General features: G+C 59.7%; 21 protein-coding genes. 6 read left to right on the top strand and 15 right to left on the bottom strand.

The window, feature by feature from the left end; all coding sequences use genetic code 11:
* Nucleotide 1 precedes the first annotated feature (1 nt).
* Both KI235_RS05125 and KI235_RS05120 read right to left on the bottom strand, forming a co-directional pair.
* On the bottom strand, nucleotides 2-2,389 hold the full coding sequence (locus tag KI235_RS05125) for a 7TM-DISM domain-containing protein (RefSeq protein ID WP_212795567.1): 2,388 nt from the start codon (nucleotides 2,387-2,389) through the stop codon (nucleotides 2-4).
* Nucleotides 2,389-3,225: a helix-turn-helix domain-containing protein gene (locus tag KI235_RS05120; RefSeq protein ID WP_180988348.1), complete on the bottom strand. Its 837-nt coding sequence runs from the start codon at nucleotides 3,223-3,225 to the stop codon at nucleotides 2,389-2,391. The genes KI235_RS05125 and KI235_RS05120 overlap by 1 nt, the downstream gene beginning before the upstream one ends.
* 184 nt (nucleotides 3,226-3,409) lie before the next feature.
* On the opposite strand from KI235_RS05120, the gene KI235_RS05115 reads away from it, so the two are divergent.
* On the top strand, nucleotides 3,410-3,814 hold the full coding sequence (locus KI235_RS05115; RefSeq protein WP_028237258.1) for a DUF488 family protein: 405 nt from the start codon (nucleotides 3,410-3,412) through the stop codon (nucleotides 3,812-3,814).
* Between the two features lie 587 nt (nucleotides 3,815-4,401).
* Entirely contained in the window at nucleotides 4,402-5,910 is a 1,509-nt protein-coding gene (locus KI235_RS05110) for a hypothetical protein (RefSeq protein ID WP_212795566.1), read from the top strand.
* 57 nt (nucleotides 5,911-5,967) lie between these two features.
* Here KI235_RS05110 and KI235_RS05105 read toward each other — a convergent pair whose 3' ends face one another.
* Entirely contained in the window at nucleotides 5,968-6,513 is a 546-nt protein-coding gene (locus tag KI235_RS05105) for a DUF4256 domain-containing protein (protein WP_013692300.1), read from the bottom strand.
* Nucleotides 6,514-6,919: 406 nt separating this feature from the next.
* On the opposite strand from KI235_RS05105, the gene KI235_RS05100 reads away from it, so the two are divergent.
* On the top strand, nucleotides 6,920-7,432 hold the full coding sequence (locus KI235_RS05100; protein ID WP_003197928.1) for a GNAT family N-acetyltransferase: 513 nt from the start codon (nucleotides 6,920-6,922) through the stop codon (nucleotides 7,430-7,432).
* 125 nt (nucleotides 7,433-7,557) lie between these two features.
* Here the strand turns inward: KI235_RS05100 and KI235_RS05095 are convergent, their stop codons facing one another.
* From KI235_RS05095 to KI235_RS05080, 4 genes are all read right to left on the bottom strand, one after another.
* Nucleotides 7,558-8,307 carry a TIM barrel protein gene (locus KI235_RS05095; RefSeq protein WP_003197927.1) on the bottom strand — a complete coding sequence of 250 codons (750 nt, stop codon included), beginning with the start codon at nucleotides 8,305-8,307 and terminating at the stop codon, nucleotides 7,558-7,560.
* Nucleotides 8,308-8,348: 41 nt separating this feature from the next.
* The gene (locus tag KI235_RS05090) at nucleotides 8,349-9,002 is read right to left on the bottom strand and encodes an arylsulfatase (protein WP_114731589.1); all 654 of its coding nucleotides are present in this window, start codon (nucleotides 9,000-9,002) and stop codon (nucleotides 8,349-8,351) included.
* A 38-nt stretch (nucleotides 9,003-9,040) separates the two neighbouring features.
* Entirely contained in the window at nucleotides 9,041-9,745 is a 705-nt protein-coding gene (locus KI235_RS05085) for a hypothetical protein (RefSeq protein WP_003197919.1), read from the bottom strand.
* A 303-nt stretch (nucleotides 9,746-10,048) separates the two neighbouring features.
* Nucleotides 10,049-11,209 carry a hypothetical protein gene (locus KI235_RS05080; protein WP_212795565.1) on the bottom strand — a complete coding sequence of 387 codons (1,161 nt, stop codon included), beginning with the start codon at nucleotides 11,207-11,209 and terminating at the stop codon, nucleotides 10,049-10,051.
* Nucleotides 11,210-11,499: 290 nt separating this feature from the next.
* Between KI235_RS05080 and KI235_RS05075 the strand changes: the two genes are divergently transcribed.
* Nucleotides 11,500-11,916, top strand: a complete 417-nt coding sequence (locus KI235_RS05075) for a VOC family protein (protein ID WP_003197916.1) — start codon at nucleotides 11,500-11,502, stop codon at nucleotides 11,914-11,916.
* Nucleotides 11,917-11,972: 56 nt separating this feature from the next.
* Here the strand turns inward: KI235_RS05075 and KI235_RS05070 are convergent, their stop codons facing one another.
* Complete coding sequence (locus tag KI235_RS05070) at nucleotides 11,973-12,344, bottom strand: PH domain-containing protein (RefSeq protein WP_013692294.1); 372 nt, start codon at nucleotides 12,342-12,344, stop codon at nucleotides 11,973-11,975.
* A gap of 117 nt (nucleotides 12,345-12,461) precedes the next feature.
* Between KI235_RS05070 and KI235_RS05065 the strand changes: the two genes are divergently transcribed.
* Entirely contained in the window at nucleotides 12,462-13,511 is a 1,050-nt protein-coding gene (locus KI235_RS05065; protein ID WP_013692293.1) for a hypothetical protein, read from the top strand.
* Between the two features lie 62 nt (nucleotides 13,512-13,573).
* Here the strand turns inward: KI235_RS05065 and KI235_RS05060 are convergent, their stop codons facing one another.
* A complete protein-coding gene (locus tag KI235_RS05060) occupies nucleotides 13,574-14,287 on the bottom strand; it encodes a FadR/GntR family transcriptional regulator (protein WP_053161890.1) in 714 nt (237 codons plus the stop codon).
* 97 nt (nucleotides 14,288-14,384) lie between these two features.
* Here KI235_RS05060 and KI235_RS05055 point away from each other — a divergent pair, with 97 nt between their 5' ends.
* On the top strand, nucleotides 14,385-15,128 hold the full coding sequence (locus KI235_RS05055) for a FadR/GntR family transcriptional regulator (protein WP_013692291.1): 744 nt from the start codon (nucleotides 14,385-14,387) through the stop codon (nucleotides 15,126-15,128).
* Between the two features lie 2,344 nt (nucleotides 15,129-17,472).
* Here the strand turns inward: KI235_RS05055 and KI235_RS05050 are convergent.
* From KI235_RS05050 to KI235_RS05025, 6 genes are all read right to left on the bottom strand, one after another.
* Nucleotides 17,473-18,195 carry an oligogalacturonate-specific porin KdgM family protein gene (locus KI235_RS05050; RefSeq protein WP_013692290.1) on the bottom strand — a complete coding sequence of 241 codons (723 nt, stop codon included), beginning with the start codon at nucleotides 18,193-18,195 and terminating at the stop codon, nucleotides 17,473-17,475.
* A 134-nt stretch (nucleotides 18,196-18,329) separates the two neighbouring features.
* Nucleotides 18,330-19,097 (bottom strand): ABC transporter ATP-binding protein, encoded by a 768-nt coding sequence (locus tag KI235_RS05045; protein WP_212795564.1) that lies wholly within the window; start codon nucleotides 19,095-19,097, stop codon nucleotides 18,330-18,332.
* Nucleotides 19,098-19,107: 10 nt separating this feature from the next.
* The gene (locus KI235_RS05040) at nucleotides 19,108-19,947 is read right to left on the bottom strand and encodes an ABC transporter ATP-binding protein (RefSeq protein WP_013692288.1); all 840 of its coding nucleotides are present in this window, start codon (nucleotides 19,945-19,947) and stop codon (nucleotides 19,108-19,110) included.
* Nucleotides 19,948-19,957: 10 nt separating this feature from the next.
* Nucleotides 19,958-20,863, bottom strand: coding sequence for an ABC transporter permease (locus tag KI235_RS05035; RefSeq protein WP_013692287.1), 906 nt, complete (start codon nucleotides 20,861-20,863; stop codon nucleotides 19,958-19,960).
* Nucleotides 20,863-21,900: an ABC transporter permease gene (locus KI235_RS05030; protein WP_013692286.1), complete on the bottom strand. Its 1,038-nt coding sequence runs from the start codon at nucleotides 21,898-21,900 to the stop codon at nucleotides 20,863-20,865. The genes KI235_RS05035 and KI235_RS05030 overlap by 1 nt, the downstream gene beginning before the upstream one ends.
* A gap of 34 nt (nucleotides 21,901-21,934) precedes the next feature.
* Nucleotides 21,935-23,557: an ABC transporter substrate-binding protein gene (locus tag KI235_RS05025; protein WP_028237159.1), complete on the bottom strand. Its 1,623-nt coding sequence runs from the start codon at nucleotides 23,555-23,557 to the stop codon at nucleotides 21,935-21,937.
* Nucleotides 23,558-23,606: the final 49 nt, after the last annotated feature.

The raw sequence follows: 23,606 nt of genomic DNA, 5'->3' as shown, positions 1-23,606 counted from the left end.
GCTATTGCTCCCGAGCCATCGCCGGACCCGCCGTGTCCGCGCAGGTCAGAGTCTTGACGCACGCCAGCAATTCGCGGCTGTCGGCGGGCTTGAGCAGTACCGCGTCGAAGGCCAGGTCCTGTGGATAGTTCTCCGGCCTGCGTGGCGGCACTGCGGAATAAAGCATCACGGGTAGATCGCGCGGACCGTCGCGCACTTGGCGCAGCAGTTCCCAGCCGTCCATGCCGGGCATCATCTGGTCGCTGATCAGCAGGTCAATCGATTGTTCAGCCAGGCAGGCCAAGGCGTCTTCGCCGTTCGCCGCCATGCTCACGTCGAAGCCGTAACCGGCCAGCAGGTCGTAGAGCCATTCGCTGTTCTGTTCGATGTCGTCCACCAGCAGGACGTGTTTGCCCTGGCCGTCAAATGGCGTGGCGTTGTTGTCGACGATGCCGTTTTCCAGGTCGTGTTCTTGAGCGCAGTTCAGTTGCAGGCGAAAACTGAAGTGGCTGCCCTGCCCCGTGGTTTGGGGTTCGAGGCGGCTGTCCATGCGCTCCAGCAGTTGCGTGACGATGGACAGGCCCAGCCCGCTGCCTTCGAAGCGCTGGGCATTGCGGCCGCGGCGGAACGGTTGCAGGAGTTGTTCGAATTCCTGCGGATCGATGCCGATGCCGGTGTCGATCACGCTGAAGCGCAGTTCCACGGTATTGGTGCTCGCACCTGAAGAAGCGCTCACTTCGAAACGGATCTGGCCGTTGCGAGTGAATTTCGCCGCGTTCGCCAGGAGGTTCATGAGGATCTGCCGGAGGCGTTTGAAATCGGCCTCTACCAGTGGCGGCAGGTCATCCGCCAGCACCGCCTCAAAGGTGTTGCCCTGGCGTGCGGCGAGAAAGCCCGCTTCGTCTGCGATCTCAGTGAGGAAGCCGTACAGATAACCCGGCGCGAGGGTCAGTTGCATCTGCTCCAGCTCGCCATGGGAGAACTCGAGCATCTCGTCGATCAGCTCCAGTTGCTGGCGGGCGTTGCGCTCGATGGTGGCTTGATAGTCGCGGTTGGGGCCGGCGTGCAACAGCCGCGCGTAGTCGATGATGCGTACCAGCGGCGAGCGCAGGTCGTGGCTGATCCGCGCCATCAACGCACTGCGCGCCGCCAGGGATTCGCGCAACTGCGACGTGCGCAGCGCCACGGTGCTTTCCAGGCGTTCCTGTTCGGCTTGGCGTTGTTGGTCGAGGGTGGACAGGGCGTTTTTTTCACGGTTGCGACTGCGGGCGACTTCCATGATCAACGTACACACCAGCAACGCCACGCCCGCCAGGGTGGACGATAGGCTGTATTTGCTTTGCGGCGACTGCCAGGGCAATTGCTCCTGGGGGAAGAACAGCCGCATCAGCAATTGCCCAAGCAACAGCGCCGGCACCAGCCAGGCCATCCAGTTGTAGCTCAGTCGTGCGCGCCAAGCCATGAACAGCGTGGCAAGCAGTACGCCATAGAAACTCATCAAGGATATCTGGACGATCTGCGCGCCTTGGACTGGATCGATCTTCAGCCACCAGAGTCGGCCGAGGATGCAGCCCAGCAGCGGCCCCCAATAGCTCCAGCCGATGATTCCGGGCAGACGGGCAACCTGCAACAGGACGCGTATGTAGGCCAGGAAGAGTACGAACGAGAACGCGCTGGCGCAGGTCAGCAACTCGCGTGTCCAGCCAAGTGCGGTGGGCCAATAGATCAGGTAGCCGTTGAGGATGCAGGTCAGCAGGATGTAGCTAAATATCGCGCCCGCGTTCACGGTCAGCAGTTGGGAGCGCAGGATCCAGCCGACGATGAAACCGAACGGGACCACCAGCAGGACAATGCCGAGGGTGAGTCCGTCGCTCAGGTAAGTCTGTTGCTGACTGCGCAGCAGCGCCGGTTCGGACCACAGTTCCGGCTCCAGCAACATCTGGAAATTGCTCGCCACGCGGATGAACAGCGTGGCGCTCTCCCCTGCCGCCAGCGAGACCGGGAACGCCGGCTGACGTGTCGCCGGCTGCGGCCATTCGGCCAAGGGATAGGCGCCGCCGGCATGGGCATCCTGACCCGGTTGATAGACGCGGATGTCTTCCAGGCGCGGCGCGCCGACCACCAGCAGGCGCGAACACGCCGCAGTACTTGAGTTGCTGAGCTGCACTTTCAACCAGAAGGCGGAGCGGCTGTAGCCTTGGGTCGGCCAGCCTGGGGTTGCGTGGTTGAAATACGTGTTGGGTAGTTGAGTGACTTCTTCCTGGCTCAGGCTGGCCTGGGTGTCCTCGAAAATCTGTATCGCGGGCATCAGGTCCAGGTGGTCAGCCCGGCAGATATCCACAGGCGCGGCGCGCAGCAAGCCTGTGGATAACAACGCTATCGTCAGCAATAAAACCTGTAGGAGCCGCATCAGGCGCGCCCGGCCAACTCGGTTTCGGTGATACCCAGGGCTTGCTGGCGAAACTGGCTGGGCGTCATGCCGATTCGCTGGCGGAAGGCCGTGGTGAAGTTGCAGGCGTTGCGAAAGCCCACCAGTTCGGCAACGTCTTGCACGCTCATGGCGCTTTCGGAAAGCAGATCCTGGCCGCGCCGCAGTCGTGCGTCGCGAATGTAGGCGAACACGGTCAGCCCCAGGTGCTCGCGAAAGATTCGCGAGAGACGTTTCTCGTGAGTGCCGACTTTTTGCGCCAGTTGGACCAGGGACGGCATGTCATCGAGGTGGTCTTCGATCAACCGCATCGCGGCGCGCAGGACGATCTCATCGCCTTCCGGCTCCGGATCCGCCGGGTTCTGTTGGTGGGTGGGCGGCGCGCGCCAGGTCAATTGCAGGTGGATCTTGATACGCGCCAGCACTTCCTCGGGTGCGCAGGACTTGGGGATGTAATCCACCCCGCCCACGGTGAGCCCTTCCAGGCGTTCGATGGAGCTGTTGGCCGACGACAGGAACAGGATGGGCGTGTGCCGGGTCGACGGCGCCTCGCGCAACAGCCGGCACAGGCTGAAACCGTTCATGTGCGGCATGTGCACGTCCAGCACGATCAAATCCGGACGCAAGGCCAGTGCCCGCTGATAACCCTGGTGAGCATCGCTGGCCAGGGAAATGCGCCAGGGTTGGGCCTTGAGCAAGATGAGCGTCGCACGGATATCCTCCGGGACGTCGTCGATCAGCAGAATATGCGTCGGCTCGGACGACACCGCCGCGCTTGCCTCCAGAGCCGCCCGCCTTTCGTATCGTCCGTCGTCCATTCGCTACGTTCTCTTATCGTGCGTTTGCCAATTAATTGCCGGAAAGCAACGGTATCGCAACGCAAAATCGATGGATCGGTAAAAATCGTTACACCAATAGCGGCAGGTGCGGCGAAGACTTGAAGGCGCCGATATGTCCATGGCCGCTATGCTGAGGCGATCCTACTTCGACAGGCAGGCTTTGATGATCCAGTGCAAACGCGCCTATGAAACAGCCAGCGCCGCGGATGGCGTACGGGTTCTGGTGGACCGCTTGTGGCCGCGCAATTGCCGCAAGGATGCGTTGGCGATTGCGCAGTGGCTGCCGGAGGTCGGGCCTTCCCATGAGTTGCGCAAGGCGTTCAAGGCGGGGGCGGTTTCGTTTGCCGAGTTCAGCGTGGCGTATCGGCGTGAGCTGGCGGCGCGGCCAGAGCATTGGTGGAAGCTGGTGGATATTGCGCGGGATGGGACGCTGACGTTGGTGTATGCGGCCAAGTCGACGGTTGAGAACAATGCGGTGGTGTTGGCGCAGTGGTTGGAGGATGAGGTGGAGAAACGGGCGGAGGGGAGTTCGCCGGTTTGTTATTTGTCTGAGTTTCCGGAGCTTTGAGTTTCCCACGCTCCCGCGTGGGAACGCCGCCAGGGATGCTCCGCGTTCCGCTTCTGCGAGGTGACGCAGAGCGTCACGGGATGCATGCCCACGCAGAGCGTGGGAACGATCAGGGTGCGGCGGCGGTGGAAGATCGTTCCTCACGCTCCGCGTGGGAACGCCGCCAGGGATGCTCCGCGTTCCGCTTCTGCGAGGTGACGCAGAGCGTCACGGGATGCATGCCCACGCAGAGCGTGGGAACGATCAGGGTGCGGCGGCGGTGGAAGATCGTTCCTCACGCTCCGCGTGGGAACGCCGCCAGGGACGCTCCGCGTTCCGCTTCTGCGAGGTGACGCAGAGCGTCACGGGATGCATGCCCACGCAGAGCGTGGGAACGATCAGGGTGCGGCGGCGGTGGAAGATCGTTCCTCACGCTCCGCGTGGGAACGCCGCCAGGGACGCTCCGCGTTCCGCTTCTGCGAGGTGACGCAGAGTGTGGGAACAATCAATGCACTGCACAGAGCTCTCCACGGGGTAATTGGTTTGCTTAAGTTCGGCGGCGTGCGGCTAAGATGGCGCGCAGAGAAACCACAAGGAAGACAGCCGCGATGCAATCGCCATTTGATCCGTTGGTTCATATCGATTGGAAAACACCGGGCAGCGACTTGCTCGGGCTGTTGCAGCATTACTATCCCGACATCGGTGTGTTTTCCGGCCCGGAATTCGAGGCGTTGTTGGATGAGCTGTCCAACGAGATGCCCGAGGTCTGCTTCGAGGCGCTGGCGCCGGTGTTGGCGGCTCAGGGTTACGACTTGTGGAACCTGGATGCCGGTGGCGATGATTATCGGCCGGTGATTGTCCCGGTCGATCAGCGCGAGGCGTTTGCACAACACTGGCGGGAACAAAACGCAGAGCCAGGCTACACGCCGACGTTGATCGAGCCGCCGAAACCTGTCGCAGTCGAGCGCAAAAAACCCAAGGCCAAACGCAGCAAGTTGAACTGGTTGCAGGACGTGCATGACTATCCCGGCACCACCTATGTGCATGAATACAACTACCGCAACGGTTGGGCCGCCATCACCGAGCAGGACGAAGACCAGTGGTTGTGCTTCCTGATCGATTACAACCAGTGGCCGCCCACCGAACAGGACATGCTCGAACACCGGACCGATGGCGTGGACGGCGCGGACTTGCAGCTCATCGATGCCGATGCCCAGCGCAGCCTGTGGAAACGTCGGGTCGTACGCGGCGATTACAGTGCGGATGACCGTTACCAGTACGAGATTCGGCAAGGCGATGAGATCGCGACGTTCGGACCTGCCGGGGTGCAGTGGCCGGAGGTTGAACAGCCCTGCGTGGTGGTGGGCTCGGAGATATTCGAACGCCAGCGTATTTACGAACCCGAGCATTTGACGCGGATCTGGCGGATCACGGCGGACAGCAGCGAGGTGATTTTCGAGTACGCGGATGAACTGACGGTCCTGCCCATCGGCCCTCGCCGTTTACTGTTCATGCAGCACAACGGCCCGAAGTGCTGGGTCTGGAATCAAGACCCGCCGCACCAGGCCATCGTCGCCAAACCGATGCCCGCTGAGGCTTATAAGCTGCGGGCCTCAACCGCGTACCTGGGGGGTGACGAGATCCTGTTGTTCAGCGAAGGCGCGCGGCAGAACGTCGAGCACTCGGGTTATCAGGAGACGGTGCTGTTGGCGTGGCGCTTCAACTTCATGATTGGCACTGCGACAAAGGCGACATTGGATGGTTTCGGCAGTGAACTGCGCCAGGACACGCGCCTGCTCGTCACGCAGCCCAAGCAGGTCATTACCTTACGCACGTTTCATGGGCAGCTTCATGTGTCCCGGGGGCATGGGGATTGGTGGGTATGGAGTTATCGCGCCAATACGTTTGGGTCGCAGACGCTGGCGTGGTTTTGGAATCAACGCAGCAATGAGGTGGTGAAGCTGTCGACCAAGGACATCCCGCGTATTAAACCGGATGTTCGTTACGTGCCGGCGCAGGATCGGTACCTGGCGTTTGAGACAGAGTTTGTGGCGCGGTTGCCGGAGTTCAGTGAGATGGTTGAGGCCAAGGGGTGTGAGGTTTTGGTTTTTGAGTGAGACGGTTACGCAGGAGCTTTTGTGGCGAGGGAGCAAGCGCCCTCGCCACAGGTTTGCTTAGATACTTAGCACGCCGCGAAACCCGCGCGCCGCGTAATACGACTGCACGCCATTGTGGTAGATGAACACCCGGCCATAACGGTAGTCGCCAAAAATCGCCCCATCGAGCGAGCGAAGCGCTGGAGGGGTTGCCAGCCAACTGGATGTCTTGGCATCAAACTCACCGAGCGTTTGCAGGGCTCGGTACTGGTCTTCCGTCAGCAGGGCGATACCCATCTCTTCGGCCATTTCGACGGCACTGCCCTTGGGCTTGTTCTCCTTGCGTGCATCCAGGGCGGCGCGGTCGTAGCAGAGGCTTCGGCGACCGGTTGGGCTTTCTTTGGCGCAATCGCAGAAGGTGACAGCGCCGGTTTTCGGATCGAGGCCGATCACGTCCGGCTCGCCTCCGGTGGCTTCCATGGCCTGGAGGGACTTCAGGGCATTGGGGTTGGCTTCAAGCCGGGCTTGGATGTCGGCCCAAGAGATACCTGGGTGGCGTTGGGGATTTTGGTCGAAGCGGGCCTTCAGGGTGTTGAGCAAACTTTCTTGTTCTTGTTTTTTCATGGTCCTGGAATCCATTGATGGTCGGTTGCAAGCCCCGCACTTATTGCCCACAGGAGGCTAGAATAAAGACCTGCCCGGTGGTACTCACCTGCGTAATGCCAAGGCTTCCTATCGGGGTAAAGGGATAGCTGCCGGTCGTCAAGGTCAATGGTTTAGAGTCGAACTCGGTATCCGGCGTAAAAAACAATGTGGTTTTTACGCCGTCTCGCCGTTCTTTGGGCGCCAGCGCCAGGTTTTTTTATTCAGCGCTTCGTCTTGATTGGTGTAGTCGTTAAGGTGGTTCATTGGAATCCCTCCCGATGTTGCATTCAGAGCGAATACTTCACTCTAGACAGCGTATTTCACACCGTCCAGCGAGGGGCCTTGTTCCACGTTGCCCGCCAAAATGAGGCCTGAGTGCTGCCCAATGGTTACAGAAAACGCTTCAGACTCGTCCCTGAGTTTTCGTCCAGCCAACCTTGATCAAGACAGCGACGTTTGCGTGCATTTCTTCGAGGACATGCTGCTGTGTGCGTTTGGTTGCGCACAACAGCTACACGGTCCCGATGGTAGGCAGCGATACCTTCAGTCGCTGCAAGAAAAAGCAGCCGCGGTTCCTGGCAGCGTTGTCCATGCCTGGGATGAAACACGGATTGTGGGACAGATAGAGATATCGCTGCTGAAGACAGAACCTGCAGTGGGTTACATCCACTTTTTCTATCTCATCCCTGACTGGCGATCACGCGGTGCCGGGAAGTTGCTGTTGGCTTACGCGACCGACTTTCTTGCGGGGCTGGGCTGCGAGCGGATGAGATTGTCGGTGAGCGAAACGAACCAGAGGGCGGCGCAGTTTTATAGCCACCATGGTTGGACTGATATCGGGCCCAGACAGGACAAGCCAGAACTGCGCTTGCGCTTGATGGAAAAGCCCATTGGCTAAGGGCCTGTGGTGCAAAATCGGACTTTGAGATTCTGGCTCCTCGAAAAAGAGCGCGTCGTATCGGAAGGGGAAATGACTTCCTTGAAGTACCCGGCGCTCAAGATAATGCCTTCACACTCCTTCAGTTAAGCACTGAACTGCTTGATCCAATCAAGGCCTGCCACGGTAGAGCCGGCGGGACGGTATTCACAGCCGATCCACCCTTGGTAGCCACGCCGCTCCAGGTCTGCGAACAAAGCCGCAAAATCCATGCTCCCCGTCCCTGGTTCATGACGCCCCGGACAGTCGGCAATTTGTACATGGACGGTTCGGTCATAGAAACGAGCCAGGATATCCGCCGCGTCCCCGGTCAGCCGTTGGGCATGGTAAAGATCGAGGATCAGCCCAACACTCGGGAACGTCTCCAGCACCTGCTGCGCCCTGCTGAAGTCGGACATGTAGTAGTCCGGCATTTCCTGCACGCAGATGACTTCGATCAACGGCCGCAACCCCTGGTCTTCGAGAAATTTGACGGCGTACTCCAGATTGCGCCCATAGATAAGCGCGGCGTCTTCCTGAGTCGTAACGCCCGACATGATGTGGACATCCGAACACGCCAGCGCCTTTGCATAGCGAGCAGCCTGGAGCAAGCCGCTGCGAAACTCCTCGTCCTTGCCGTGCAAGGCTGCGATGCCTTTGGTCACGCCAGCCGGTGCAGCGAACTGGATCAACGGCAGGTTGTGTCGAGTCAGATGATCGGCCAGAAGACTGGCGTCGAACTCATAGGGCGACGGGAATTCCACCGCGCGAAAGCCCGCAGCAGCGGCGGCTTCGATGCGTTGTAGAAAAGGCACTTCATTGAATTGAAAACCGAGATGAGCGTTGAACTTGGGCATTGGGTAAATCATCCATCCTGGGAAGAAACGAAATCATCCGTTTAGAGCAACTTGCGCAGCGCCAGCACGGCACTGTCGGGTGTGGTCAATACCGGTAGTCCGGAGCGAGCCTGGGCCTGTTCGGCAGCACTGGTCATCGAAAACTGGGCGAAACAGATCAGGTCGCAACCCCCGACCCGGGCGGCCATTTCCACGATGGCGGCATCGTGGGCTTGCGGGTTGCCGTCTTTCAACGCCTGCAATGCCCCCGGAACGAAATAGGGCACCACTTCCACCGCGCGGCCACTGCGCTCTGCCGCTTGCTTGAACTCGGGCATCATCGAGGTAATGGTGGGTTCGAACGTTGCCAGCACAGCAATGCGCGATGCCTGGCTCAGCGCCTGGTCGATCATGGCTTCGTTCGGCTTGAGCACGGGAATGGCCACCTCGGGTTTAACCAGGTCGATGGCATCACCAAAGGCCGAGCAAGTAAACAGAATGGCATCCGCCGCGCTTTGTACGGCGTAATGGGACAGCGTCAGGAAGCGCGCTTTCATGCTCGTGGTCAACTCGCCCTCTTCCACCCGGTCCTGGGGCAACGAGTCCTCGAGCAAATTGATGATCCGTGCCTGCGGCCAATGCCGGGTAAAAGCCGCCGTGATGGGCTCGATTGCCAAAGGGGTTGCGTGGATCATGAAAATTCTTGGAGCCTTCATGCTCATGTGCCTCGATAAGGTTTTTCGGCCAGCAGCAACTACCGCTCAGCCTCTCCCTGTGGATAAATGTCGCTCACATTCAACGACAACTTTGCCGCCACTTCTTGTCCGTCGGCTTTGCTGAAGCGCAACTGAAATTCCTGGTACGCAGGACCGGCCCGCCAACGGTCAACTTTCAGGTTTTGGTGGAGGGTACTTTCGCCGGGTTCGAGCTGCCCGAACAGCGGATAGCCTGCATTGGTAAACAGTTGCTCCGCTTCATACCAGTCCATCTCCTTGTGCAAGGCTACGAGCGGCTCCACCATTGCCCATGCCGCCGGAGATACTTTTTGCCCGACATCCAGGAAGACCACCTTGCTTTCTTTCGCGGCGATCAGGAATGGCAAAGTCATGGACTCGCCCGTCGAATCGAACAGCTTTGAATTCATGCCGGCGTACGCGTCACTGCTATTTCCCCTGCGTTCCGATATTCGCCAGCCGATAACGCTTTCCGGGTTGAAGCTGTTATTGGTGAGGATGATTTTGTAGCGCTGCTTGAACAGCACCTCCTGGTCATCCTGGTAGGCTTTGTAGAAGGACACTTTGCTGTGTTCAGCGCCGACCCGGATGATGAGTGGAGTTCTGCGGCTGGCGACGCTGTCCTGGTATTGCTGGTAGCTGAAGTAGGCTGAGGCGATGGAGACGATCAAAGCCAGTGTTGCAATGGCGTCTGTTCGAGTGAGGGAATTGAACCATTTCATCATGAGGTGGCGTGTCCGGGCATTGGTGTTGGCTAAAATGACGTCATCGCGAACAGGCTCGCTCCCACAATCATCAGTGTTCGCAGCATTTTGTCTCACCAGAATCCTGATTCCCCATCAAACCAGGACATTCACTCTCTCCCCCCGTCTGTGAATGGGTAATGAGCCCACGATAGGACTGAGGCAGGTTGCCAGCGCGGAAGCGAATCTTGCCATCACCATGGGGTGTACGCTGGCGTACGACTTGGCTGGGTATCCGGTAATAAAGATAGGGGTCCTTGATTGGCAACCTTGCCTGATCGGCGTCTACGCTTGCTTGGGCGCGGCCGTCGCGCCAGGCAATATCACCACGTCACTGCGTTGCGTGACGATGCAGACATGTGAATGTTCTGGCCATTGGCCCAGGTGCGTGTCGCTCAAGTCACCGGGGCACAGCAGAAGAACATCCCCAAGGGAAAAGAGTGGAAAGGCCTCTACAACCGGGAGATCCAGGCTCGCGTCCACCGTTCCCCAGCTCGCCGGATCAAAGTCTTTGGCCTCAAAATTCTTCAACAACCGATATTTGAGTGGAGTCGTCTCACGCACCCCCATCATCCCCGCCGCCTTGAACACCACGGTAGAGCTCGCGCCCGGATACGTGGCGACAACCACCAAGGTGACAAGCAATGCCGATCCGAACGACAACAGCCCGCGGGCGACGATATGTTTTTTGCTCACGAAGAAGATCAAGGCTGGTAAGAACAGCAAGACGACCGCCACCATGGAAATGACCATCAGCGAGTTGATCGCTTCCGGGGTGTCTTTGCCCGTGTACGACTTCAGCAATATCAACATCGGGTAGACGGCGGCGAAAACGGCGATTATCAAAATAGAGTAGGCAAAAAAGAATACGCCTGCCTGATGCCACCAAACCCCAAGGCCTTTGAGGTTGTTAAAGAGGGACACCAACTTCAAGGCCATTCGAATTCTTTGCGATTTCAACGATAAGCCCAAGACCGCGCTCATGCCTGAAAGGATGACCAAGGCGACAATCCAATGCTCGAGCTTAGGCGCCTGGAACGCAAAGGCCACAAAAATCAACGACCCCACGACCGCCGCCCAGAAAAACCAGCGGGCAACCGTTGGCCTGAGGTTGGGCGTCTGGTTGAAAAAAGACACGGCTAAGGCGTAGAACATGGTAGTGACACACATCACCACCATGTAAAGAAACAGGACAAAGGCAACCACTCCCATCCACGGAAGCAATGCAGAGAGCTTCTTATCGAACACCAGCGGTAAAAGGTCGATCCGATCGATCGCCTTCGCGTACGTCATCAGGATTCCAAAACTGAGCACCGCACTGATTAACGCCCCCAGACTGCCTATCAGGCCCCAATGCTCCGCCATCAATTTCAGAGCCGCGTAGATATCCTGTTGGAATGAGGCAGGTTTCTGTTTCTCGTCCGTTGTGCCGAATTCTTGCTCCATTACCTTTTCCTTTTCCATTCCAAACTGAACAATGAGGAGAAACACAGATGGATGCGCACGTCTCCAGAATCACCCTATCGACCGCACGTCGATGACCTTTAGCCTGCAGGATACCGGGCGTAAAGGGGAGCTGGTTCGCGATGCGACCGGTCTAACCTGCGATGTTGTATGTGCTGCCGTTTTCGCGAGCAAGCTCGCTCCCACAGTTTTTTGTGTTGAGATGACATTCCAGCATGAATAGCTAAGGTGAAGTAACCCGTAGCGTCCATCACTGAGCACATGAGGCCCGTATGAAGAACTTCACGATTCAACGTATCGACCACATCGTCCTGCGCGTAAAAGACATCGAGCGCAGCCTCGCTTTCTACACGTCGGTGCTTGGTTGCGAGCTCAAGAAGCGCCGGGACGATCTTGGCATGATTCATCTGGGCACCGGTGTTTCGATGATTGACCTGGTAGCCGTCGACGGGCCTCTCGGTCGCCAGGGCGGGCCGGCGGCCGGAAAGCAAGGGCACAACGTCGATCACCTCTGCCTGCGTATCGAGCCGTTTGATGAACAAGCCCTCCTCGCGCATCTGGCTTCAGCTGGCCTGGAGGTTGAGAAAGCGCAGAAGCGCTATGGCGCGGAGGGCAAGGGTTGGTCGATTTACTGCTTCGATCCGGACGGCAACCAGATCGAGTTGAAGGGGCCGGCGTTGGAGCCTTGAGCAGCAACTGGCGAGCGCTCCCACAGGGGGTTGGCGGTGGACACTGAGTTTGCCGATCAGGTCAGGAGGTGTTTGGAGATTACCTTGGATATTTCCACAATGCCGGTCTTGCCGGTGAATTCGAATTTCACTTTGCCCAGGGATGAAAAGTAGATCTCCAGTTCAGAGTCCAGGTCGAAGGTGCCGGAGGTTTCGACCGAGTAGGCGACGATGTTTTTGTAGGGTAAGGAAGTGAAGTCTTTTTTGCTGCCGGTGATGCCTTGCACGTTCACCGCGATGATGCGTTTGTTGGTGAAGACCACACCGTCGCGCATCGATTTGTAAGCGTCGATGACCTGTTCACCGTCCAGCAGCAGCGCCGTGACGCGCTCGGCATATTCGTCGTTTTGCTTGAGCTTGAAGAAGCCTTTGTTGTTGAAGTCGATCATCGATAAGTCCTTGTCGAGAAGAAAATAGTATTGCCTACAGCCCAGCGGCAGGTGATGGACGCAATAGTGGCACTTCAGTAGCATTCGCCAACTTTATCGATCCTTCAAGGATGACCCATGCTCGCCCTGCCTCGCCGTCCTGCCCCGTTATTAGCATTGTCCGCGTTGTTTGTATTGCTCGGCGGTTGCAGCGTCAATGGCAGTTACCCCGATGCCATCGAACCGGACGCCGCCAAGTTGCGGTTCGTCGCCAATACCAGCAACGCCACGCTGGATTATTTCGACGCGGCCCATTGCGACGGGCAAACCACCGGCATTCTCAACAATATGCTGCTGAGCGATACCGCGCGGCGGGTGGGGATGAGCGTTCCGGCGCCCAAGGATGCCAGGGGTTATTTGGAGGTCAAGCTCAAGCCGGGTGAGCAGATTCACCTGCGCACCAACATGAACAGCGGTTATGCCGTGTGCGGCAAGGGCTTCAACTTTACGCCCGAGGCCAATGCCGAATACGAGGTGACGTTCAAGTCCGAGAAGAACTTCTGCCTGACTCAGTTGCAACGCTTGCAACGGGTCGACGGCAAGGATGTGCGCACACCGATCCCGATCCTGAAAAAAGACTTTCCCGCCTGCGCCGGTCGCAATGCGCTGTTCCCCAAGACCTACCCGGACACGCCCCATCGCCTGGAGCTGATGAGCCGGGTCATCGATAAAAGCCTGGTCGTCACGGTGAAGACCGATCCGGCCAAGGAAAAAGTCGAGAGTTATTCGCCAGAGAAGCTGGACACCCTGATCAGCGAACGCAAGGCCAAGCTCGGCTTCGACCTGCCGGCTGACTACTGGACGCTGTACCGGGAAAACCTGAAGACGTTTGGCGATGATATGGCGCAGAACAAGGCGCACTCGATGGAACGCTTCAAAGACGAATACCAGACGCGCCTGCGGCAGTTGAAGGACGAGCAGTTGGAACAGTGGGCGTTGCCCAAAACCGCCAATGCCAAGCCGGAAAAAGCCGAGATCGACCTGGACGTCGCGATGATGGTGGAGTACTTCCGGATCGGGAATGGGGTGACGGTCGAAGCGGTAGGTCATCACTTGGAGAGGATGGCGCAGATGGATGAGCGTTACGGGGTATGTGCGCGGTTTGCGGAGTGCTGGAAGCGCAACTAGCAAGCGAATGGGCCACCGTCATCGCGAGCAGGCTCGCTCCCACAGGGTTCTGCGGTGGGAGGTTATTGCGCCGTCGACTCGACCACACCCCGAACCCGCTGCAGCATATTGATCAAGTGCAAACGCATCGACGCCCGCGCCGCTTCGGAATCACGTCGCGCCAACGCCGCGTAGATCTGCTCGCGCTCACGCACCACCGACGCCCGATTTTCACCCGTCACCGCCGGCCCGGCCTGTTGCACGACCGCGATCAGGCTATTGCCCACATGGGCCATGGCGTCGATGAAAAAACTGTTGCCTGTGCACTGGGCAATCTGCAGATGAAACGCGAAATCGACCCGCGCGCTTTCGTCATCCGTTGCGCTAAAGGCACTCGCTGCATCCAGCGCTTCACGCATCGCCACCAGTTGCTCCGGCGTGGCCCGTTGCGCGGCAATGCCGGCCGCTTCAACTTCCAGGCTCAGGCGCAGTTCGATGACGGCCAACGCATCGTAGGCGCCGCCCTTGACGTGCTTGCTGCCCTGGAAATCCCCCGGGCGAGCGGTGTCGACCACGAAGGTGCCAATGCCGTGGCGCGTCTCCACCAAGCCTTCGGCCTGGAGCCGCGACATGGCTTCGCGAACCACCGTCCGACTGACGCCGCGTTCCTTGATGATGACCTGTTCGGTCGGCAGTTTGCTGCCCGCGGGCAGTTCGCCGGCCAGTATCTGCTGCGTCAGGTCGACCACCAGTTGCTGAGTCATGCTCAGGCGTCGATCGGGTGTGACATGGTCCATTGCACCTATCCATTAAAGCCAGACGATCGCGGCATTATAGCCGCGACCTCGCGGCGAAACGCACTATAATGCCCGCTGATCACTCAAGAGCAAGCCGATGACGGATCAAGCGTTATCTCCACTGAACAAGCCGCGCCGCCTCGCCGAAACCCTGGTCGACCGCTTTGCCCAGCGCATGCGCGACGGCATTCTCAAGTGCGGCGAAAAGCTCCCCACCGAAGTGCACATCATGGAGGCCGAAGGCGTCAGTCGTTCGGTGGTGCGTGAGGCGCTGTCGCGCTTGCAGGCGGCGGGGCTGGTGGAGACGCGGCATGGCGTCGGCACCTTTGTCCTCGACATGCCGGCGCCGGAGGGCTTCACCTTGGGGCCGGCGACGATTGCGACGTTGTCGGATGTGCTCAACCTGTTGGAGTTTCGCCTGAGCCTGGAAGTCCAGGCCGCTGGCATGGCCGCCGAGCGCGCAACGCCTGAAGCCCTGGCCGAACTGGCCCAGGCCCTGGAGGCGTTGCTGCAAGGCCCGGAAAAATCCGGCACCACCATCAATGCCGATTTCCAGTTCCATCTGAAAATCGCCAAGGCCGCCGGCAATTACTACCTGATCGACATCATGAAGCACCTGGGCACGAAGCTGATCCCGCGTACGCGCATGAACTCTGCCTACTCCGGACAAAGTGATCGAAGTGCTTATCTTCAGGGGATCAACGCCGAACACCAGCAGATTTTCGACGCGATCGTCAGTGGGAACGTCGATGCAGCGCGGGCGGCCATGTACCTGCATTTGAGCAACAGCCGCATGCGCCTGTGTGAAACCCAACAACGCCAGGCGTTCTACAACGAATAACCCACACTGCTTCTGTGGGAGCCGAGCTTGCTCGCGATGACGGCGATATATTCAACATCATCGGCACAGACACACCGCCATCGCGAGCAAGCTCAGCTCCCACAGGGGATCTATGGTAAGCGCCTGATCTGTGAACGCTCGAAAACCAGTGTGGGAGCCGAGCTTGCTCGCGATGACGGCGATACATCCAACATCATCGGCACAGGCAGACCGCTATCGCGAGCAAGCTCAGCTCCCACAGGGGAGCTATGGTGAACGCCTGATCTGTGAACGCTCGAAAACCAGTGTAGGAGCCGAGCTTGCTCGCGATGACGGCGATATATTCAACATCATCGGCACAGACACACCGCCATCGCGAGCAAGCTCAGCTCCCACAGGGGATCTATGGTAAGCGCCTGATCTGTGAACGCTCGAAAACCAGTGTGGGAGCCGAGCTTGCTCGCGATGACGGCGATATATTCAACATCATCGGCACAGACACACCGCCATCGCGAGCAAGCTCAGCTCCCACAGGGGATCTATGGTAAGCGCCTGATCTGTGAACGCTCGAAAACCAGTGTAGGAGCCGAGCTTGCTCGCGATGACGGCGATATATTCAACATCATCGGCACAGACACACCGCCATCGCGAGCAAGCTCAGCTCCCACAGGGGATCTAGGGTGAGCGCCTGATCTGTGAACGCCCGAAAACCAGTGTGGGAGCCGAGCTTGCTCGCGATGACGGCGATATATTCAACATCATCGGCACAGGCAGACCGCTATCGCGAGCAAGCTCAGCTCCCACAGGGGAGCTATGGTGAACGCCTGATCTGTGAACGCTCGAAAACCAGTGTGGGAGCCGAGCTTGCTCGCGATGACGGCGATACATCCAACATCATTGGCACAGACACACCGCCATCGCGAGCAAGCTCAGCTCCCACAGGGGATCTATGGTAAGCGCCTGATCTGTGAACGCTCGAAAACCAGTGTGGGAGCCGAGCTTGCTCGCGATGACGGCGAGACATTCAACATCATTGGCACAGGCAGACCGCTATCGCGAGCGAGCTCAGCTCCCACAGGGGATCTAGGGTGAGCGCCTGATCTGTGAACGCCCGAAAATCAGTGTGGGAGCCGAGCTTGCTCGCGATGACGGCGATACATTCAACATCATCGGCACAGGCAGACCGCTATCGCGAGCGAGCTCAGCTCCCACAGAGGAGCTATGGTGAGCGCCTGATCTGTGAACGCTCGAAAACCAGTGTGGGCGCCGAGCTTGCTCGCGATGACGGCGATACATCCAACATCATTGGCACAGACACACCGCCATCGCGAGCAAGCTCAGCTCCCACAGGGGAGCTATGGTGAACGCCTGATCTGTGAACGCTCGAAAACCAGTGTGGGAGCCGAGCTTGCTCGCGATGACGGCGAGACATTCAACATCATCGGCACAGGCAGACCGCTATCGCGAGCGAGCTCAGCTCCCACAGGGGATCTAGCGCCTGATCTGTGAACGCTCGAAAACCAGTGTGGGAGCCGAGCTTGCTCGCGATGACGGCGATACATCCAACATCATTGGCACAGACACACCGCCATCGCGAGCAAGCTCAGCTCCCACAGGGGATCTATGGTAAGCGCCTGATCTGTGAACGCTCGAAAACCAGTGTGGGAGCCGAGCTTGCTCGCGATGACGGCGAGACATTCAACATCATTGGCACAGGCAGACCGCTATCGCGAGCGAGCTCAGCTCCCACAGGGGATCTAGGGTGAGCGCCTGATCTGTGAACGCCCGAAAATCAGTGTGGGAGCCGAGCTTGCTCGCGATGACGGCGATACATTCAACATCATCGGCACAGGCAGACCGCTATCGCGAGCGAGCTCAGCTCCCACAGGGGAGCTATGGTGAACGCCTGATCTGTGAACGCTCAAAAACCAGTGTAGGAGCCGAGCTTGCTCGCGATGACGGCGATATATTCAACATCATCGGCACAGACACACCGCCATCGCGAGCAAGCTCAGCTCCCACAGGGGATCTAGGGTGAGCGCCTGATCTGTGAACGCCCGAAAACCAGTGTAGGAGCCGAGCTTGCTCGCGATGACGGCGATATATTCAACATCATCGGCACAGACACACCGCCATCGCGAGCAAGCTCAGCTCCCATAGGGGATCTATGGTAAGCGCCTGATCTGTGAACGCTCGAAAACCAGTGTGGGAGCCGAGCTTGCTCGCGATGACGGCGATACATCCAACATCATTGGCACAGACACACCGCCATCGCGAGCAAGCTCAGCTCCCACAGGGGATCTATGGTGAAAGCCTGATCTATGAACGCTCGGCTCCCACAAGTTGATCCCAGTGCTACCACAACTTAGAAAAAGTTGTATTGAATGCCGACCCGCAGGCGCAGTTGGCGATCACTGTCGACCGAGTTGACCTTGATATCGCCCACTTCAAAGAACGGTGCCCAGCGCTTATCCCACTTGTACTTGACCACGGCATTCTGTTCATAGTCATCGGTGCCACCGTTATAACGGATGTAGTTGGCATCGAAGTACGTCAGTTGATACTCATAAGCCCACGGCCCTTGATCGGCGTAGTTGACGTAGACGTCGTAGCGATTGATTTTCTGATCGTCCTGGCCGTTGTCCGGCACGTCATGATCAACCTTGTCACGGTCCAGCTTGGACGAATCGTAGCGGTAGCGACCGGCGATGCTCAGTTCCTTGGTGATCTTGTAGCCCAGGCGCATGCCCAATTTGTAGGTGGTGGATTCCTCATCGCTCTCCATGGCGAACGAGGGCGTCAGCGTCCAGCGGTCATCGATCTTGTGCTGATAGTTGACGGTGAATTCATGGCCGCTGCCAACGGTGTTGTCGAAGGCGACGTCTTCGCGATCACCGGCGGTCTTGTATTTGAGTTCACCTTCCAACCCAATGCCGTTGTCCAGCCGCATGCCGAACTTGGCGCGGTCGGCATGCATGCGCGACTGTTCCGCATATTGATGGCGAACGTTGATATAACCGGTATCGGCCTGTGCAACAACCGACGTGAACAACGAAGCGATGGACAGAACTACGAGGGACTTTTTCATGTTTTTTATTCTTGTTGGTTTAATAGTTAGTTGGGGTAAACGCCAAATCACAGGCGAGCGCGTGCGCGGCATTGATACCTGGGGTTCAACGTCTTTTACGGGTTAAAACAAGTACAACTCGTCAGTTAAAAAACTCAGACAGCGATGGGTACACGTTGTATGTCGCGACTGGCTTGCACCAGCAAACGGGTGTACGCATGGACAGCGCCGTCGCTCGCCAGCAGGTGACTGTCGAGCGTCTCCACCACCCTGGCCTGCTGCATCACTGCCAGCCGATCACACAGGTGCGCCACCACCGCCAGATCATGGGTGACCATCAGGTAGGTCAGCCCTTCCTGGCGACGCAAGTCGGCCAGCAGGTTGAGGATCTCCGCCTGCACCGAGACATCCAGCGCCGAGGTCGGCTCGTCCAGCAACAGCACCCGGGGACGCAGGATCAGCGCACGGGCAATCGCCACCCGTTGGCGCTGACCGCCGGACAACTGATGCGGATAGCGGAAGCGGAAGCTGTCGTTCAAGCCGACCTTGCGCAGGATCTCGCTGACCTTCTGCGCACGTCCGTCGATGCCGTGGATGCGCAGCGGTTCCTGCAACGCGGCATCGACGGTGTAGCGCGGATGCAACGAAGCATACGGGTCCTGAAACACCATCTGCACGGTGCGGTAGTGATTCAGCGGCAGGTTGCGCGTGACGGCTTGCCCTGCGACCCGCAGTTGTCCACTCCAATGCTGGTACTGCCCGGCCAGGCAGCGCAGCACGGTGGTCTTGCCCGAACCGGACTCCCCCACCAGGCCGAATGCCTCACCTTCGGCGACGCTCAAATCGACGTCGTGCAATACCGCGTTCAGTGTCGCGCCCGTGCCAAAACTGAGGTTCAGGCCGGCGATTTCAATCATGCTCATGACAGGCTCCTCAAGCATTCAACCAGTGTGGGTCGCGCTGCAGCACCGGCAGCGTGGCGCGTGGATGGTCCAGGCTCGGCAATGCAGCCAACAGGCCCTGGGTGTAAGGATGGGTGGCGTTACCCAGGTCGGCGGCGGCAATCGACTCGACCACGCGACCGGCGTACATCACCAGCACGCGGTCACAGAAATGCCGCACCAGATTCAAATCGTGACTGATGAAAATCAGCCCCAGGTCACGCTCGCTGACCAACTCTTCCAGCACGTTGAGCACCTGGCGGCGCACCGACACGTCCAGCGCCGAAGTCGGTTCGTCGGCGATGATTACCTGGGGATCGGTGATCACCATCATGGCGATCATGATCCGCTGGCCCATGCCGCCCGAGACCTCGTGGGGGTACAGTTCATAGACCCGCCGAGGGTCGCGAATGTGCACCTTGGCGAGCATGTCCAGGGCGCGTTCGCGGGCCTCGCGATGGGGCACTTTGTGATGGGCCAGATAGGCCTCGGCGATTTGTTCGCCGACCCGCACCACGGGGTTCAGCGAGTACTTTGGGTCTTGCATGATCATCGACATGCGCGCGCCGCGAATCGCCTGGATCTGCTTTTCGCTGGCGGCCAACAGATCGATGTCGGCGAAGCGCAACGTCTTGGCGGTGACCCGCGCGGTCGGCGGATGCAGACGCAAAAGGCTGCGGCCGACGGTGGATTTGCCCGAGCCTGATTCACCAACGATGGCGAGTTTTTCCCGGCCCAGGGTGAACGACACGTCACGCACCGCCAGGGAGGTTTTGCCGGCGTTGCGAAACTCCACGCACAAGTCCTGTACCGCAAGTTTTATCTCAGTCATGGGGCTGTCCTCAGGATTGGCTGCGGGGGTCAAGGACGTCGCGCAAGCCGTCGCCCAACAGGTTGAAAGCCAGGCTGACCAGCATGATCGCCGCACCGGGCGCCGCCACCAGCCACCAGCTTTCGAGCATGTAGCGCCGCCCGGTGGAGATCATCGCGCCCCACTCCGGCAACGGTGCCTGGGCGCCGAGGCCGAGAAAGCCCAGGGCGGCGGCGGTGAGGATGATGCTCGCCATGTTCATGGTCAGGCGGATGATCACCGACGACAGGCACATTGGAATGATGTGCCGCAGGATGACCCGGGTACTGGATGCACCCTGGAGCTGTACCGCGACGACGAAGTCAGCGTTGCGCAACGGCAGTGTTTCGGCGCGGGCAAGCCGGGCAATCGGCGGCCATGCGGTGAGTGCGATGGCGATTACTGCGTGCTCCAGCCCCGGGCCGAGGGCGGCGATGAACGCCAGCGCCAGGACCAGGCTGGGGAACGAGATGAAGATGTCGGTGATGCGCATGAACAGGCTGTCGACCCAGCCACCGAAGTAACCGGAAACCGTCCCGACCAGCAGGCCGATGGGGCCGACAATCACCGTCACCAGCAAGACGATGTACAGGGTGATGCGCGAGCCGTAGACGAGCCGGGCGAACACATCGCGACCGTATTCGTCAGTGCCGAACCAGTGCGCGCTACTGGGTGCCTGCAACGCGCCGGCGAGGTTCTGCAGCAACGGATCGTGGCCGGCGATCCAGGGAGCAAAAGCCGCGACCAGCATCAGGGTCGAGACAACGACCAGGCCGGCGAAGGTCATCGGGTTGCGCAGCAGGAAACGCAGCAGGCGCAAGGTGCTGGCGGCCATCGCTGCGGTACTGGAAGCGGGCAGCGCGGCGGCGGGTGCGCTGGAAGCCAGGGGCAGGTTCATTAGCGAGTCCTCGGGTCGAAGATCTTGTACAGCGCGTCGCTGATCAGGTTCAGCGTCACGAAGATGAGGCCGATCAACAGCACGCAGGCCATCACCGCGTTCATGTCACCGAGCAGCAAACTGCTGGTCAGGTACTGGCCGAAGCCCGGCCAGGCGAACACGGTTTCGATCAGCACCGCGCCCTCCAGCAGGCCGCCGTAGGCCAGCGCGACGATGGTCAGCAACTGCACGCGGATGTTGCCGAACGCATGACCCCAGACGATGCGCCGCTGGGACAAACCCTTGACCCGGGCGGTGATGATGTATTCCTGGGACAGCTGCTCGAGCATGAAGCTGCGGGTCATGCGGCTGATGTAGGCGACCGAGTTGAAGCTGAGGATTACCGCCGGCAACAGGATATGGCGCAACGCACTGCGAAAGGCCTCCCAGTCGCCGGACCAGGCGGTGTCGATCAACAACAGCCCGGTGTGTCTCGGGATCAGCCCGTCATAGGCCAGGCCGATGCGCCCGACGCCACCGGCCCAACCCAGCCAGGCGTAGAACACCAGGAAAGCCATCATGCCGATCCAGAAAATCGGTGTGGAATAACCGAACAGGGTAATCAGGCGCGCGATATGGTCACCGGCACGTCCCTGATGAGTCGCGGCGTAGACACCCAGCGGCAGGCCCGCCAACACGCCGAACAGAATGGCCAGGGTCGCCAGTTCCAACGTAGCCGGGAAGACCCGGGCGATGTCGGTGATGACCGGGTTGCCGGTCAGCAAGGCCATGCCGAAATCACCGTGCAACAGGTCACCGAGGTAGATCGCGAACTGGGTCCACAACGGTTTGTCCAGGCCCAGCTCTTTGTACACCTGGGCGTAGGCCGAGGCGTCGGCGTCCGGGCCGACGATGGCCAGCACCGGGTCCAGGGGCATCACTCGCCCGATGAAAAAAGTCAGTAGCAGCAACCCCAGCAACGTCACCGCCACCGAGCCGCCGCGCCGGGTCGCCGAAGCGGCCCGGGTGGTCCAGATTGAAAAGGATGCAGTCGACATGTTCATTCCTGCCTTGGCCCTGTGGCCGTCGATTTCAGCGCTGCTTGTAGACGTCCCGAAGACGCGTGGTGGCGGCGGTGTGGCCGATGTAGTTGCGCACATCCGCATGGATCACCACTTCGTCCACCATCTGTGAGACCGGCATGATCGCCCCGGCCTGTTGGTCGTAGAGGGTCTGGATCTGCGCGTAGATTTCGCGCTGGTGCTCGGGGTCACGCTCGCGCTCGGCTTGCTCGATCAATTGATTGAGCTGCGGGTTGAAAAACGAGGTGCGCCAGCCCTGGAAGTTGCTCAGCTTGGCTTCGGTGCGGTTGTCCGGGTTGTACACCAGGGCCCGCAGGCTCGAGTGCGGGTGACGCTCCGCCCCACCACCGCCACGACCGACGAGGATGTCGAATTGGCGGTCGCGCATCGCCCCATAGATCTGGTTGCCAGTGCCGGTGATGATCGTCGCCTGGATGCCCGCCTGGGCCAGTGTCGCCTGCAGGCTGGTGGCGATGTTGATGAACGGTGGATCGGTCAGCGAACGGATGGTCACCTTGAAGCCTTCGGCATGTCCGGCCGCCGCCAGCAGGCGCTTGGCCTCGGCCACATCCAGGCGATAGCCCGGATCCTCCAGGCGTGCAGGCAGTCCCAACTGCAACGGCCGCTGATTGATCACGCCGTAGTGCGGCATCACCACATCGTTGATGCCCTGGTAGTCGATCAGCAGGCGGATGGCCTGGCGCACGCGGATGTCTTGGAACAACGGTTGCTGCATGCTCATCGCCACGTAATACAGCGTGCCCCGTGCGATGCTCTGGATGCGCACTTCATCGACCTTGCCCAGCGCCTTGATGTCGGTGGCGGCCATGCCCCGGGCGACGTCCAGGTCACCGCGCTCGACCATCAGGCGCAGCGCCTGGGACTCGGTCATGTTGCGCATGATCACCCGGCGCAACTTCGCGGGGCCGCGCCAATAGTCGTCATGACGACTCATCAGGATCACGTCGTTGGCCCGCCAGATGTCGAGCTTGAACGCGCCGGACCCGGCCGTGTGCGTCGCCAGCCATGCGGCGCCCTGGTCGTCGCCGACCTGATGTTGCAAGGCGACCGAGCGATCGATGATGAAGGCACTGGGAGAGGTCGCCAGGGTATTGAGCACCAGCATCGGGTCGGTAATGCGGGGCAGCTCCATGACAAAGGTGTGCGGCCCTTCGGCACGCATCAGTTTGACGACGTTGTCGGCGGTGAAGCCGTAGGCTTTCCAGGTTGAAGCCAGGGCGCGGTTGAGGGTGACCACCCGTTGCAATGACCAGGCGACGTCTTGCGCGGTCAGTGGCGCACCGGAGTGAAAACGCACGTCGTCGCGCAACTGGAACGTCAGGCGCATGCGGTCGGGGCTGACTTCCCAGGTTTTCGCCAGGGCCGGAATCAGCGTGTCCGGCTGCGCCGCGTCCTGCTCCAGGAGCATGTCATAGACGTTGGCATTGACTTCGGCGACCTCCAGGCCGGTGGCCGCAGCGGGGTCCAGGGACAGCAGGTTGATCATGCTCATGCCCACCACCAATTGGTCGGGGGGCGTTTCGCCTTGGGCCAGGCTGACGGGCACCTGCACTGCGCACAGGGCCACGGCGACGCATAGCAGCCTGGTCAGGCGCTTGGGCCAGAGATTCATGGTTCAGTCCTTTCTTATATTTATAAAGACTTTGTCGCCCGGGCAGTCA

The organism is Pseudomonas sp. St386 (assembly GCF_018325865.1).
Classification (GTDB): Bacteria; Pseudomonadota; Gammaproteobacteria; order Pseudomonadales; family Pseudomonadaceae; genus Aquipseudomonas; species Aquipseudomonas brassicacearum.
Note: the sequence above shows the minus strand (reverse complement) of the source record. Positions and strands in the feature narration are given on the sequence as shown.